The sequence below is a fragment of the Flavobacterium chungbukense genome (assembly GCF_020805785.1).
Classification (GTDB): domain Bacteria; phylum Bacteroidota; class Bacteroidia; order Flavobacteriales; family Flavobacteriaceae; genus Flavobacterium; species Flavobacterium chungbukense.
This window is the reverse complement of sequence record NZ_JAJGZV010000015.1, coordinates 1-15586: the sequence shown is the minus strand read 5'-3', so window position 1 is coordinate 15586 and position 15586 is coordinate 1. Positions and strand designations below refer to the sequence as shown.

At 33.9% G+C, this 15586-nt stretch carries 12 protein-coding genes; all 12 read left to right on the top strand.

The window, feature by feature from the left end; genetic code table 11:
- The first annotated feature begins 113 nt into the window (after positions 1-113).
- Positions 114-1265: a FecR family protein gene (locus LL966_RS22635; RefSeq protein WP_229356483.1), complete on the top strand. Its 1152-nt coding sequence runs from the start codon at positions 114-116 to the stop codon at positions 1263-1265.
- A 124-nt stretch (positions 1266-1389) separates the two neighbouring features.
- Positions 1390-4863 (top strand): SusC/RagA family TonB-linked outer membrane protein, encoded by a 3474-nt coding sequence (locus LL966_RS22630; RefSeq protein ID WP_229356481.1) that lies wholly within the window; start codon positions 1390-1392, stop codon positions 4861-4863.
- A gap of 32 nt (positions 4864-4895) precedes the next feature.
- A complete protein-coding gene (locus LL966_RS22625; protein ID WP_229356480.1) occupies positions 4896-6392 on the top strand; it encodes a RagB/SusD family nutrient uptake outer membrane protein in 1497 nt (498 codons plus the stop codon).
- 191 nt (positions 6393-6583) lie between these two features.
- Positions 6584-7792 (top strand): thioredoxin family protein, encoded by a 1209-nt coding sequence (locus tag LL966_RS22620; protein WP_229356478.1) that lies wholly within the window; start codon positions 6584-6586, stop codon positions 7790-7792.
- 27 nt (positions 7793-7819) lie between these two features.
- Positions 7820-9034 carry a TlpA disulfide reductase family protein gene (locus LL966_RS22615; protein ID WP_229356476.1) on the top strand — a complete coding sequence of 405 codons (1215 nt, stop codon included), beginning with the start codon at positions 7820-7822 and terminating at the stop codon, positions 9032-9034.
- 39 nt (positions 9035-9073) lie between these two features.
- On the top strand, positions 9074-10288 hold the full coding sequence (locus LL966_RS22610; protein WP_229356474.1) for a TlpA disulfide reductase family protein: 1215 nt from the start codon (positions 9074-9076) through the stop codon (positions 10286-10288).
- A 23-nt stretch (positions 10289-10311) separates the two neighbouring features.
- Positions 10312-10830: a protein-disulfide reductase DsbD domain-containing protein gene (locus LL966_RS22605; RefSeq protein ID WP_229356472.1), complete on the top strand. Its 519-nt coding sequence runs from the start codon at positions 10312-10314 to the stop codon at positions 10828-10830.
- A gap of 6 nt (positions 10831-10836) precedes the next feature.
- Entirely contained in the window at positions 10837-12339 is a 1503-nt protein-coding gene (locus tag LL966_RS22600; protein WP_229356470.1) for a hypothetical protein, read from the top strand.
- Positions 12340-12371: 32 nt separating this feature from the next.
- The gene (locus tag LL966_RS22595; protein ID WP_229356468.1) at positions 12372-12818 is read left to right on the top strand and encodes a protein-disulfide reductase DsbD domain-containing protein; all 447 of its coding nucleotides are present in this window, start codon (positions 12372-12374) and stop codon (positions 12816-12818) included.
- Positions 12819-12833: 15 nt separating this feature from the next.
- On the top strand, positions 12834-14768 hold the full coding sequence (locus tag LL966_RS22590; protein ID WP_229356466.1) for a protein-disulfide reductase DsbD family protein: 1935 nt from the start codon (positions 12834-12836) through the stop codon (positions 14766-14768).
- Between the two features lie 157 nt (positions 14769-14925).
- Entirely contained in the window at positions 14926-15063 is a 138-nt protein-coding gene (locus tag LL966_RS22585; protein ID WP_229356464.1) for a hypothetical protein, read from the top strand.
- A gap of 87 nt (positions 15064-15150) precedes the next feature.
- A partial coding sequence (locus tag LL966_RS22580) for a M16 family metallopeptidase (RefSeq protein WP_229356462.1) occupies positions 15151-15586 on the top strand: 436 nt, incomplete at its 3' end.

Here is a 15586-nt window from a genome sequence, read left to right as displayed (position 1 = left end):
TGCAGTAATACTATTGAAAATTCATGGTATTTTAAAATAAATTAAAAAAAATGTAATTTTTTTTAACCCCCTTTTCACTTCTTGTCGTCTTAGTAATATATAATCATTATAAGATGTCTATTTTTAATAAAATAATTGAACTTTCAAATCAAATTGCTTCCTCGATTTTAAAGCATGAGAAACCAAAAGAACTTCTAGATTCGGATCTTTTTACAGATTCTGATAAGAAATATATTTTGGAACATCTTACTGATGAAAAACTTATAAAACGCGCTGCTTTACTAAAGCAGATAGATAAAAAAGAGGCATGGTCTGAGATTGAGTCCAAAATTGAAGTTCCTGTTAGAAAACTTTCTATCTGGAAATATTCGGCCGCGGCTGCGATTGTAATTATGGCATCTACAATCTATTTTTCTAAAGATCAATGGAGCCATAAAGAACAAATTAAAGTTGTGGCGACCAAATCGGTCATTAATCCTGGTACAGACAAAGCAATTTTAGTTCTTGCAAGTGGCGAAGAAGTTGCTTTAGGAAAAGGATCAAGCTATAATGCAACGGGTGTGCATAGTAATGGAACGGAAATTATTTATGGAAATACTAATTCCAATAAAGAATCGACTGTATATAATTATCTAACAATACCAAGAGGCGGGCAATTTTTTATAAAATTAGCCGATGGCACTAAAGTTTGGCTGAATTCGGATTCAAAATTGAAATTTCCTGTAAATTTTGTTGATGGTGCCCCTCGTCAGGTAGAATTGGTTTATGGTGAAGCTTATTTTGATGTTTCTCCAAGTACCGAACATAAAGGGTCACATTTTAATGTATTGACAAGTAATCAAAACATTGAAGTTTTAGGAACCGAATTTAATGTTAGAGCTTATCAGGATACTCCAATAATATATACAACATTAGTAGAAGGAAAAGTCAATTTATCAGGTTCTTTTCAAACTACTATTCTTAAACCTGGACAACAATCTGTATTAGATAACCACAACATTCGAGTTGCTTCAGTTGATGTATTTAATGAAGTGTCTTGGAAAGAAGGAATTTTCAGTTTTCAAGAAATGCCTTTAAAAGAAATCATGAAAGTTTTAGAGCGTTGGTATGATATCAAAATTATTTTTAAAAATAAGGCTATAGAAAATAATACATTCAACGGAATATTAGACAAAAATCAGAAAATAGAGGAAATTTTAAATATAATAAGTAACACAAATAAGATACCGTATGAAATAAACCAAAAAACTGTAATTTTTAAGTAAGAAGGAGATTATAAGTTATAATAAAAAAAGGAAAAGTGGTTCGTGGGTCGAAGTACAAACCATCTTTTCCTGTGATAGGACTTATAATTAATTCAAGATTAACTGATAAACCAAAACCAAAATTATGAAAATTAAAATTATTAAAGCTGTTTTCTTTAAAAGAAATAGCATTTCAACTTTAATTATGCGCACTCTTATTCTTTTTCTTTCTCTGGCGCTTTTTAGCTTTGCCCCATCAGAATTACTTTCTCAGAATGTCAAAATTGTAATTAAAAAGGACCAAAAAGCAACTGTTGACCAAATTTTTGAGCTTATTAAAAGACAAACCCAATACAGATTTGTCTATCGTTCTGACATGTTTGATGATTTGCCAAAGATTGAACTCGAAAAAGGAACCATTAGTGTAAGCACTCTTTTAGAAAAGAGTCTTTCAAAAGGAAATTTCAAATATGAAGTATCTTCAAATAATACTATAATTATTAAAGAAGTTTCGCCAGTAAAAATGGCGCAAACTGCAGAAGCAATAGAAATAAAAGGAAAGGTAACAGATACAAATGGACAGCCAATTCCGGGAATTACAGTTTACGTTTCTAGTTATAAACCATCTGGATCAGGAAATAACAAAAATTTTGTTATCAGAGGAACTACAACTGATTTTGATGGAACTTTCAGTATTACGGCCGAAGTAGGATATTATCTGGTTGCTAGTGGTGTTGGTTTTCAATTTTACACTGAAGAGATTAGCAAATCTAAAACTACATATTCTATTGTTTTAAAAGAAGAAGTTAGTGCTCTTGAGGAGGTAATGATTGTAGGTTACGGAACCACAAAAAAGAAAGATCTTACGGGTTCTGTAAGTTCTATTACATCAGAAGATATTCAGCAGATTAAAACGCAGACAATAGATAATGCTTTAATCGGAAAAATTCCGGGCGTAAATGTATCGAGCAGAGGTGGAGCTCCAGGAGCAGGATCTTCTGTTAATATTCGTGGTTTAACACAGATTAGAGGAGATAACCAACCTTTGTATGTGATTGACGGAACGCCAATTTCTATTACACCAAACTCAGAAAGTTTAGGATTGATTAATTATGGTTCTAGAGAAAATCCGCTTTTGGCAATTAATCCAGATGATGTTGAGCGTATTGACGTTTTAAAAGATGCATCGGCTGCGGCAATCTACGGTTCTAGAGCCGCAAGTGGGGTAATTATTGTAACTACAAAAAGAGGAAAGAGAAATCAGGCACCAAGATTTTCTTTTAATGCCTCAAGTACTTTTCAGAATCCTGTAAAAATGTATGATTATCTATCTGCCGATCAATATATTAAGTTTTCCACAGAAAAAGCACAACAAACTTTAAACCAATATCCAGAGATGTATTGGTCTTATTTTCCGCAGGAATTTGCAATTGTAAATAATCCTGATACTTATTTCGGAAAAGCCAATACTAACTGGCAAGACTTAATTACCAACAAAAATGCAATGTGGACACAATATAGTTTTAATGTAAATGGCGGTAGCGAAAGAGTTAATTATATGATGTCTGCCGGAATTTCTGATCAGGAAGGAGTTATGATCGAAAATGATTTTAAACGTTATACATTTAGTACAAATTTAGATGCGAACATAACGAACTCTTTCAAAGTTGGAGGATCGGTAAATTACAATTATTCTATAAATAAAATTAAAGGATTTAATTCGCTTGCGCTTGGAAGTTTCAGACCAGACTTATCTGCATTTAATGAAGATGGTTCTTATTCTACTTTCATAGGAAACTATGGAGAGCAATACACGGCTTTAGGAGATGGAATGCAATCAAGATCTAAAGCGCTTTCTAAAAACTTACTTGGTTCTATTTATGCTGAAGTACAGATTATTAACGGACTTAAGTTCAAGTCTCAGTTAAATGCTTCAGTAAACTCAGACGAAACAAACGGATTTTCTACTTCTAAAAGTACCAATGCTTTATTTTACGGATTGTATTATGACAGACCAGGCGCGAGGCTAGACGTACAGCATAATGAAGGCTGGACAACTGCTTTTGAAAATACTTTGAGTTATAATAAAACAATAAGCGAAAATCATAGAATTGATGCAGTTGCGGGTGTTTCATGGAATCGCACCCGTTATGATGCAAACGCTCAACATTATAGAGGATTTCCTGATGATGATACTTTAATCAATATTGGTTCTTCTAATTTTACCGATAGTGTTGAAAGTGAAAGTATTGAACAAGGATTGAACTCCATTTTTGGAAGAGTAAACTATAGCTATAAATCAAGATATTTGGCAACTTTTACAGCCAGAAGAGACGGATCAACCAAGTTTGGACCAGATAATCGTTACGGATTTTTCCCTTCTGGAGCTTTAGCGTGGAATCTTCACAATGAAGATTTTATGAAAGAAGTTTCTTTTATTAATCAATTAAAATTAAGAGCTTCTATTGGTAGAACGGGTTCTGATAATCTTCCTTCCTTTACTTATTTAGCTTATTACCAATCTTTAGAAAATGGAGATTCATTTTATGACGGAAAAAATGGTATAGCAGTTACGGGAGTTCCTAACTCTAAAATTAAATGGGAAGAAACGGATCAGCTGGATTTAGGTCTTGATTTTACTTTGTTTAATAATAGAGTTACTGGTGAATTAGTTTATTTTGAAAAAAATACTTCTGGAATTATTTTATTTACTCCGCTTCCTTATGAAACAGGATCTATCAGCTGGAACACAAACGTAGCGGACGTTTCGAATAAAGGTTGGGAGTTTTTAATTGGAGTAGATATTTTTAGAACTAAAAACTTTAGATGGAATTCTTCTTTCAATATTTCAACTATAAAAAACAATGTTGACAATATTTATGGTGCAAGTGCAGGATCACAAACCGTTATTGAAGGAAAACCGCTTGGTGTTATTACGGGTTATGATGTCGTTAAAATTGTACAAACGCAAGCAGAAATAGATGCATTGAATGCTTCAGCTGGAGGTGTTTACCAAAGTACGTTAACACAGCCAGGAGATTATATTTTTAAAGATATTAACGGAGACGGAAAAATCACCACTTTAGACCGTGGTCCAATTGGAGATATTAATCCAGATTATTTTGGTGGATGGAACAATACGGTAACCTATAAAAACTGGGATTTCACAATGAACTGGAACTTCTCTCAAGGTGCGCAAAGACAGTATGAAAAAATCTCAAATCTGTATTATACAGATGCTATTACAAATCCTACTCCAGAGGTTTTTGACACTTGGACACCCGAAAATCCAAATGCTTCTTACGCAAGATATGCGTCGCCAACACATGGTTATACAGCAACATCTAGATCGGTTGTAGATGCATCTTACATCAAATTGCGTTCTGCTTCTATTGGTTATAATTTGCCTTCAAGTTTATTTAAAAACACTGGGCTTTCTAAAGTAAGATTGTCTTTGAGCGGTAATAATTTAATAACGATTACAGATTATCCTGGATTAGATCCTGAAGATGTTATTTCGACTTCTTTTGCTAATAGAACTACCGGTTTTACAAGAGACGGTGGAAACTCATATCCAAATGTCAGAACTTTTACATTTTCTCTAAATGTTACTTTCTAACTTAATTGTAAATAATTATAAAAAAGACAGAAATGAAAAATTTAAAATATATATACATAGGTTTAGTAAGTATTGCGCTTACTGTAACTTCGTGCCAGTTAACTGAGGATTTGGACGATTATAAACCGCCTTATGCACTTGAAGCAGATACAGCAATTAATAGTGAATCGTCTGCAGAATTAGCGCTTACAGGTGCTTATGCAGCATTTAGACAAAAAAGTGCAGGAGGTGCATTTCCGATATTTTATCTAGTTCCAGATATTATGAGCGGTTACAGTAATAACGGTTCAAGTGGAGCTGCACAACCTGAACCATCTGGTTGGGCAAATAACAACCCAATTGCAACAGGAGCTGGAGATACAAAATATATTTACGGTGGTTTATATGATTTAATTAACCGTACAAACTGGCTTATCGAAAAAGTAACGGTACTTGATGATAAAGTTTTTACAACGCCAGGAAGAAAAGCGGAGATTTTGGCAGAAGCCAAGATTTTAAGAGCATTAGGGCATTTTTATTTGCTTCGTACTTTTGGGCAGTTTTATGATGTGAATTCAGAATACGGAATTTTAGTTAGAACTGCGCCAGTAAAAAATTCAGAAATAAGTCCAAGAAATACTGTTGCTGAAACGTATACTGCTATAATTGCCGATTTAGATGAAGGTATTGCAAATGCACCAGATCTTAGAAATAAAAAATACACCAATAAAACTTTTGCAAAAGGATTAAAAGCTAGAGTATTATTATATAAAGGCGATTATGCGAATGCTGCAGCTTTATGTAAAGATATTATTGCTACAAGTGGTTCTAATTTTAAACTAGAACCGACTTACGGAGCTATTTTTGACGATCATGATTCGGCTGCTATTTTTACAAGTTCAGAAATTTTATTTGGAACAGCTGGTGAATCAAATGCAGGATTGGGAATTGGAAATTTTTACAGCGGATTTTCGGCTAATATTTCTCAAGTTTATAAAAATGCCATTGCCGGAAGTATAACCGTAGGTTCACAATCGATTACTTATGATAATGCAAGAACCTCGATCTTTATAACCAATCTCCAATATGGTGGTTATTATACAACTAAATATACTTCGTATTTCACATCAGGAACTAATGAATTGTTTTACCACATGCGTATGGCAGAGGTTTATTTAATCTTAGCCGAAGCCAGTGCAAGAGCCAATAATGCGGTAACTTCTGATGCACTTTCTGCTATTAATACCATCAGAACCCGAGCAGGAGCTACGACAACAGGCGGAAATGGTTTTGAAACGTATCCAAATACGATTTCTCTAGCGCAGTTTTTGACAGCTGTTCGTTTTGAAAAATTAGCCGAATTATATGCCGAAGGCGGTGAAACTTGGTTTGATTTAATCCGATACGATTATGCTGATGGCTTTGGAAGTGGATTTAAAGTGTCTGATGTAAAAGCAACAGCGACAAACTCAGATAAATTTATTCTGCCAATTCCAACAGAATCTATAGATGCAGGGAATAAAGTTATTAAACAGAATCCATCGTATTAATTTTTAGCACAAGGACTGGGGAAATTTGATTTTTTTCCTCTGCAAGCTTCCCCAGTCTTACATTTCATTTCGAATTTTAAAATTAAAGAATTCACTTATTTTTTATAGGTGTACCGCCATTCTTATGTCTTTTTTTTAAGGCGATTTCAAAGAAAAAAATAATAACTATAAATAATCTAATCAAACAAAAAATGAAAAAAATCGCAATTGTAATAGTAATGTTTTTGGTTCTTCCAAAACTAAGTGCGCAGGGAATTTCCTTTGAGCACAGTACATTCAAGGAAGTTTTGGCAAAAGCCAAAGCAGAAAAAAAAATGGTTTTTATGGATTGTTTTACGACTTGGTGCGGACCATGTAAAATGATGGCAAAAGACATATTTCCGCAGCCCAAAGTTGGAGAATATATGAGCGCCAATTTTGTAAGCATTAAGATGGATATGGAAAAAGGAGAAGGAATCGAATTAGCAAAAACCTACAATGTAAATGCTTATCCGACGCTGCTTTTTATGGATGCTGAAGGCAAAGTGGTACACAGAGCTACAGGTGCAGAAAAAGCAGAAGATTTTATCGAGCAGGGAAAAATTGCTTTTGATCCAACCAAACAATTAGATCATCTAGAAAAACAATATCAATCAGGAAACCGTGATTTGGCTTTTTTAGCGCAATACGTAAAAGCTTTATACACAGCATACAACTTAGAAGCAATAGCAAAAGTGGGTAAAGATGTTTTTCCGACAATGAAACCCGAGCAGTATTTAACAGAAGATGGTTTTACTGTAATCGCACACGCAGGAGTTGACTACAAAAGCAAAATTTACAATTACCTTATAAAAAACAAAAAAGCTTTTATTGATAAGCCGTACATCGGAAAAGAAAGTTACGAATATGTAATTGGAAGTGCAATATCCAATTATTTAACAGAAATCGCGACTAAAAAAACATTGCCAGAATTAGACAAAGCGATTACAGAAACAGAAAAAGATTATGTTTCTCCGCAGCAAAGTCAATACAAAACATACTATTATGGGCAGCATTATTTAGCTCAAAAGCAATACGATAAATGGTTTGATTTTAATAAAAAACAAGCAGACGAAGCATTTGCAAAAAATCAGAAAGAAGCTTTGAGTACTTACATCAATACTGCTTATAGTGTAGCGGTTAATCCTGATTTGGACAAAGCAGGATTAGAGCAAAAAGCGATTACAATGATTGAAAGTGTTAAAGGTGCAGATCCAGAATCACTGGCGGTTAACTTTTGTCTGGCAAGTCTTTATTTAAAAACAGCAAATAAAGAAAAGGGATTGGAAAACATCAACGCTTATATCAAAAAATCTACTGATAAAGGAGATGAACCAAACGCAAGGGTATTGTCTTTAAAAACTAAAATAGAGAGTTTATAAAATCAGGATAACTTAAAATAAACAATCATGAAATATTTAAGCATAATTAAAATAACCCTTTTAAGTCTCTTTTTGTCAGTCTTAAATTTTAAGGCAGTAGCACAGCAGAAATTTCACATCGATGGCACAATTACAGGTTTAACAAACGGCAAAATCTACACCTATAAAAACAATGCAGTTGTTCCAGTAGAAGTAAAAAATGGCAAGTTTCAAATCGATGGTGATATGAGCGAACCTGTCTATAATCTTAGTTTGCTAAAAGATTCAGAAATCAATTACAGAGATCAGAAGACCTTTACGTATGTTTTGGCAGAATCAGGAGCTCAAACTTTAAAAATAAATTATTCAGATTTTAGAAAAAGTGTTTTGACAGGATCAAAAACTCAGGATGACAGCTACAGATATGATGCGATTCGAGATAAAATCATGAAGAAATACAAAAAAGAGTTTGATAAAGTAGAAGTACTTCATAAAAAGCTTGACGATGCTGTAGCGGCAAAAAAAGATGAAAAAACGACAGAAGCCATCAAATACGAAATCAATGATGCAAAAGAGTTTCTAGAACCAGCTTATAAAGAAATTACAGATGCGACATTGAAATTTATGAAAGATAATCCAAAATCGTATTTCAGTATGAGCACGCTGCTGTATTACCTAAACGGAATGACATACGATGAAGCTAAAGTCTATTACGACAGTTTTAATCCGCTTTATAAGAATACAGAATCGGGAAAGTATTTATGGGCTGAAATAGAAAAAATGAAGAAGGGAATTCCTGGTGTGCCAGCGGGACCATTTAATACTACCGATATCAACGGAAAACCTTTAAAACTGGAAGATTTTAAGGGAAAATATGTATTGATTGATTTCTGGGCATCATGGTGTGTGCCGTGCCGAAAAGGTAATCCGCATCTATTAAAATTGTACGCAGAATACAAACCAAAGGGATTGGAAATTTTAGGTGTTTCTGATGATGATAAAAATGAAGATAAATGGAAGAAAGCAGTTGAAAAAGACGGAATCGGAGTTTGGCGCCACGTTTTAAGAGGCTTACAGTACAAAGAAGGATCTCATGAAAGAATAAATATTGATCAGGATATTAGCGAAGGCTATAATATTCATTCTTTACCAACTAAAATTTTAGTGGATCCAAACGGAATCATCGTTGCCAGATATGATGGAGGCGAAGCAGATGACAAAAAAATGGATGAAGATTTGGCCAAGATCTTCAAGAGTAAGTAATCTGATAAATTATTTGAATTTAATTTAAAAAGTTGAAAAATGAAAGACTTGAATATAATCAAAATAGCAGTTTTATTTCTGCTGTTTCAAAGTTTTGCAAATAACTGTGAAGCGCAAAGGAAATTTAAAATAGATGGAACTGTAACAGGATTGTCAGATGGTAAAATTTATGTTTTACAAGGAAAAAAAATGGATTCCGTTACAGTTAGTAAAGGAAAATTTCAAATCACCGGAGAATTAGAAGATCCTGTAGAATACATTGCAATTGCGAATACTTCTAATCAAAGAAAAATGACTGAAAAAGCGTATGTATCTCTTTTTGCAGAAGCGTCACCAATGACTTTACAATTAAATTATGCAGATTTTTCAAAAGCAAAATTAAAAGGTTCAAAAGCACAGGATGATGTTTATAAATACGATGCAACCACCGACAAGATTAGATTGAAATATAAAAAGGAATTGGATCAGTTTGATGCCATTAGAAAAAAATATGATGATGCAAGAGCTGCTAAAAAAAGCGAGGAAGTTCTTGAAGCAATCAAGTACGAAGACAATGATGCAAGAGGACGTTTAGAGCCAATGTATAAAGAATACCAAAATGCAGCTTTTCAATTTATGAAAGACAATCCAAAATCGTATTACAGCTTGTTTTTGTTGCGAATGAATTCAAGAAACCTGAGCTACGATGAAGCGAAAAAGTATTATGAGAGCTTTAATCCATTATACAAAAAAGGAGAAATGGCTAAAACTTTAGAAGCCGAGATAGAAAACATGAAAAAAGGAGTGCCAGGCGCACCAGCAGGACCTTTTAATACTGTGGATATTAATGGAAGTCCAATCAAATTGGATGATTTTAAAGGCAAATATTTACTGGTCGATTTTTGGGCTTCATGGTGTGTACCATGTAGAAAAGGAAATCCGCATTTATTGAAATTATATGCAGAATACAAACCAAAAGGACTAGAAATCTTAGGTGTTTCAGATGATGACAGAGATCATGACAAATGGAAAAAAGCAGTTGAAAAGGACGGAATTGGAGTTTGGAAACATGTTCTTAGAGGTTATGAGCTTAAACAAGGAACTTACGAAAAAATAAATCCTGAAAAAGACATTAGCGAAGGTTACAATATTCATGTGCTTCCAACCAAAATTTTAGTAGATCCAAACGGAATTATCGTTGCCCGATATGATGGTGGAGAAGATGATGATGCTAGAATGGATAAGGATCTTGCTACAATATTTTCAGGTAAATAACGAAGCTTATAGATATCTTGAGTATGAAAATAATCGAAAAATATGCTTTTGTCCTTTTTTTACTCATTATGGTCAAAACCTACGGACAAAAACCTTTGGATAAATCCTTTGTTAAAAAAGTTGAAAAAACTGCCATAGCCTTTAAAGTAAAAGAACCATTAGCTTCAGATCCTGTTTCAGTAGACGCAAAACTGGTTTGGAACGGTAATAAAACGCAAGCTGCGGTAATAGTCAAAGCTAAGTTACTGGATGGCTGGCATATCTATGCTTATGTTCCCAATACTCAGCCTTATATTCAGTATAAAATGGTCCTAGAGGTACCTAAAAGTGTAATTCCTTTAGAAGATTGGATAAAACCGAATTCGTATCCATACGAAGACAATATTTTTATCTACAAAGGAGAATTGGAATTCATAAGATATTTTTCAGTCGAAAATATCGAAAAGGACTTCGTTATCAAAGCAGGACTTTTTTATCAGACCTGTAATATCAAGCAATGTTTACAGCCCAATACGAAAACCATTGAATTAAAATTTAAATAAGATATAATGAAACATATAAGAGTTCGAATAGTAGTGCTGGCGATACTGTTTAGTACAGCGGTTTCAGTTTTTGCGCAGCAACCTGCAAAAGAAAAGCTGTCGGTATTGTACGTAGGATACGACCCTGCAGTTCCATTGACAGAGGAGTTTATTAATTCAACAACAGGTACAGGAGGGTATTCGCCTGAACGGTTTAAGGAAGATGTTAAAACTCGTTTTAATGCATTTGAAAGTTACTTAAAAGAATATTTCACTACAGTTAAAGCAGTAGATGCTAGAAGTTATACAATGGATATGTCTGCTAATTATGATGTTACAGTATTTGATCAAAGAATTAATCCATGGGAGAAAGGGGAAAGAACACCAAAATATAAACCTGCAAAATATTTAAAAGAAGATTTTGACTTCCCTACGATTTTTATTGGTCACACCGCGCCCATGATGGGAGAAACTATTGGTTTAAAGTTAGACTGGCTATGTTTATGTTTAGATGCCGACGCACATCACCTAAAAACAGAACATCCGATCTTTAAAGGGCCTTTTCCAGTAAATCTCACAATGGTTACAAAACCAACACCAGATGGAATTTTTCACTATCCTTCAGGTAAAAATGTTCCAAAAGAAATTCCGATGTGGCGTGTTCAGAAAGAAGGATATATGGAAGGAAAAGGATACAGAGTTGGATTAGTATCAAGAGGTGACGGATTTCTAGATTCTCCTGATGCGGAATATATTTCAAGTGGCGTAAACAGTAAAGATGTTGGAGCTGTAGCTATTGGACGTCATGGTAATTTTTTTTTATGGGGATTTTCGGCTTCTCCAGATTATATGACAAACGAAGCTAAACAGGTTTTTGCCAATTCTGTAGTTTATATTAAGAAATTTAAAGGACAGAAACCTATAGCAAGAAAGTACAATCAACAGATAGCAGTTAGAACAACTTATATCAATGATATGATTGCACAGTTAAACAAAGATTCTTTCGAACATTATAAAGTTTATATAAATGAAGTAAATGCTCAGAGTCAGAATTTGATAAAAAAAATATTGGCAAAAAAAGGAAATGGCGAAAAAGTTAGTGAAATGGAGGAAGCCATTGTAGCAGCACAATCACAGACAATTCCTATTCCAACTTGGGAGGAATACATCAAACAGCAATCGGGAAATTTCTTTAAACCTGAATATGCCAAGAACGTCGATAAATTGAAAAAATATCTATCCGATAATAAAAAATATATGTATTCAGGAACAGAAGATTTCTACACTTTAAAATTGGATGAAGACATTAAAAAACTAGGAATAGGAAATAATGATGTGAAGCTTTTACAGCAGTGCATTTATCTGTTACAAAATAATAAGGAAAAAGATTTAGCCAATAGAATACTTACTCGCTACACGGGTTTAGAGAAAAATCCACAGGAATGGGAGAATTGGTTTAGTACCAATTCATCTAAATTATTCTTTACAGAATCAGGAGGATACAAATGGTTGATTGATACATCGAAATAAGGGATTATATTAAAAAAATAAAAATATCAAAAATGAAAAAAGTAATTGCAATACTGATGATTCTGTTTGCTTTGTCAGTAAACGCGCAAGTATATAATCCAGTAAAATGGACTACAAGTGTGGTAAAAATATCAGAATCAGAATATGAACTTATTGCCAAAGCAGCGATAGAAAAAGGCTGGCATTTATATTCACAGACAGTTCCAGAAGAAGGGCCGCTTCCAACCAAATTTTCTTTTGATGGAAAAGGAGAATATTTGAAAAAAGGAAATACAAAAGAAGAGGAAGGCCATGTTGTGAATGATCCAATTTATGGAATGAAAATCAAATATTTTGAAAATAAAACCATTTTTAAACAACGCATTAAAATAAAGGACAAAGCACCAAAACAAATTAATGCGAATGTCGAATTTATGGCTTGCGATGATACTAAGTGCCTTCCGCCTAAGCAAGTGGAATTGCTTTTTAAAATTAAATAAGAGAAACTTTATTTTATGAAAAAAGTAATTTATTTACTGTTCTTTTTGATCTTTAGCTTTGGCTACGGACAAAAAACAAATTCTGTCACATGGAAAACTGTTGTAGAAAAAATCTCGGATAAAGAATTCATTTTGTCGGCAGAAGCGACTATTATTTCCAGCTCGCATTTATATTCTCAAAATGTTCCAGGAAAAAGCTCCGTTGCTACCACTTTTATGTTTGATGATAGTGAAGGCGGTTTTAGCCTTTTAGGAAATACAACTGAAGAAGAAGGCAGAACAATAGAAGATCCTATTTTAAAAACCACAACGAAGGTTTTTGAAAAAAAAACTGTTTTTAAACAGAAAATAGCAGTTTCAAAAAAGCAGAATGCAATTAAAGCATTGGTTGAGTTTACAACAGGAAATGAACAGGAAGTTTCAGAAATTCAAAGCGTTGAATTGGTTTTTGATTTGACTAAAACAGTTTCAGAAAAAGCAGTAGTTGCCGTTTCAGATCCAATTCAAAAGGATCAAGATTCAGATAAAGGGCTGCTTGCTATTTTTATTGTTTCTTTTTTGTCTGGTTTTGCCGCTTTGCTGACACCATGCGTATTCCCAATGATTCCAATGACCGTTAGTTTTTTTACAAAGCAAAGCAAAACAAAAGCTGCGGGAATTCGAAATGCTGTAATCTACGGAATTTCGATTATAGTTATTTACGTATTATTGGGCTCTCTTGTAACGGCTCTCTTTGGAGCAGATTCTCTTAATGCACTTTCCACAAATGTTTGGTTTAATCTGATATTCTTCATTTTATTAGTAGTTTTTGCCGTTTCATTTTTAGGAGCGTTCGAAATTGTACTTCCTAACAAGTTGGCGAATAAAGTGGATTCGCAAGCAGACCGAGGAGGCTTTGTAGGAATCTTTTTTATGGCGCTGGCCTTGGCGGTGGTTTCATTTTCATGTACAGGTCCAATTGTTGGTACTCTATTAGTTCAGGCAGCATCAAAAGGAGGAATAGCTCCAATTGCCGGAATGCTCGGTTTTTCGACTGCCATCGCACTCCCATTTTCATTGTTTGCTGCTTTTCCAGGTTGGTTAAATGCTTTGCCAAAATCTGGAGGCTGGCTTAATACTGTAAAAGTAGTGCTTGGATTTTTGGAACTGGCTTTGGCGTTTAAATTTTTATCAAATGCCGACTTGGTTTTACAGCTTCATTGGTTAGAAAGAGAAGTTTTTTTGGCTGTATGGATCGCCGTTTTCGGAGCTTTGGCATTTTATTTATTCGGAAAAATTACGCTTCCTCATGATAGTCCATTAAACCACATTTCAGTTGGCAGACTCGGATTCGGAGTTTTGGTTTTAACTTTTACTATTTATTTAATTCCAGGACTTTGGGGAGCACCTTTAAAATTAATCAGCGGATTTCCTCCTCCAATGCATTACAGCGAATCTCCAGAAGGAATCGGAAGTTCTAAGAGTTCTGTCTTGACAGCAGAATCGGCTCTTCCTGATGGTGCAGAAAAAGGACCACATAATATGATCACATTTCATGATTATGAAGCAGGAATGGCTTATGCTAAAAAAGAAAATAAACCCGTAATGCTTGATTTTACTGGATATGCTTGTGTAAACTGCAGAAAAATGGAAGAGAAGGTTTGGCCAGATGAAAGTGTTTTAAAACATCTAAAAAACGATGTGGTCGTAATTTCATTGTATGTGGATGATAAAAGAGAACTTCCTGAGAATGAACAAACGGTTTCTAAAATTACGGGAGAAAAACTAAGATATACGGGACAGAAATGGAGCGAATTCCAGATTCTGAAATACAAAACCAACGCACAGCCTTATTATGTATTAATCGATCATAACGGAAAAGAATTAAATAAACCAACTGCTTATAATCCGGATATTGATTTTTACAATAATTGGCTAGAACAGGGAATAAGCAATTTTAAATTGTTATAGAGGTTTTTCTATGTTTCATTTTTTATTTTGAGTTAGTAGGCAAAAGTAATTTAACAGAAAAACCAAATAGAAGAGCTGTGAAAAAGCAGCTCTTTTAACTCTGATTTTAAATTGTAAATTCTTGCAATAAGAAACAACTTCCAAATTATGAAACATTATGAAGCTATTGAATCTGTTTAAGAAATATTGGCGTGAAAAATTAGAATTTAAAAAAATCAGCAACAGCGAATTGTCGGCTATGCTTTCAAAAGAATCATCATTAGTAGTAAAAGCATATTTTAAGGAAATAAAGTAACTTGTTTTAGTTTCAGTTTCCAGTCTGAGTGAAAACTGAAAACCGTAAATTGCAACTGCAAATTAAAAATAATCTCAATTATAAAACATGAAAAAATACCTCTTTTTGGGCTATTGCTCGCTTGCGTTCTGCACCATAATTTCAGCGCAGAATAAATCGGTTAATTTTAAGAAAATAAAAGAACTCGGCGGAATTGAGGAATATCTTTACCAGCCAAACGGCATGAGTGTTCTGCTTTTGAAGGACAACGCATCGCCAGTTGCAACCGTACAGATTGTATATCGCGTGGGGTCTAAACATGAGGTCTTAGGAAATACGGGATCCACGCATCTTTTGGAACATTTAATGTTTAAAGGAACGCCGACTTTCAATAAAAAGAACGGAAACACGATTACGGACATTCTTCAGAATACTGGAGCGCAGCTGAATGCAACAACCTGGTATGACAGAACCAATTATTTTGAAACGCTTCCTAGCGATAAAATCGAACTGGCACTTCAAATTGAGGCCGACAGAATGCGAA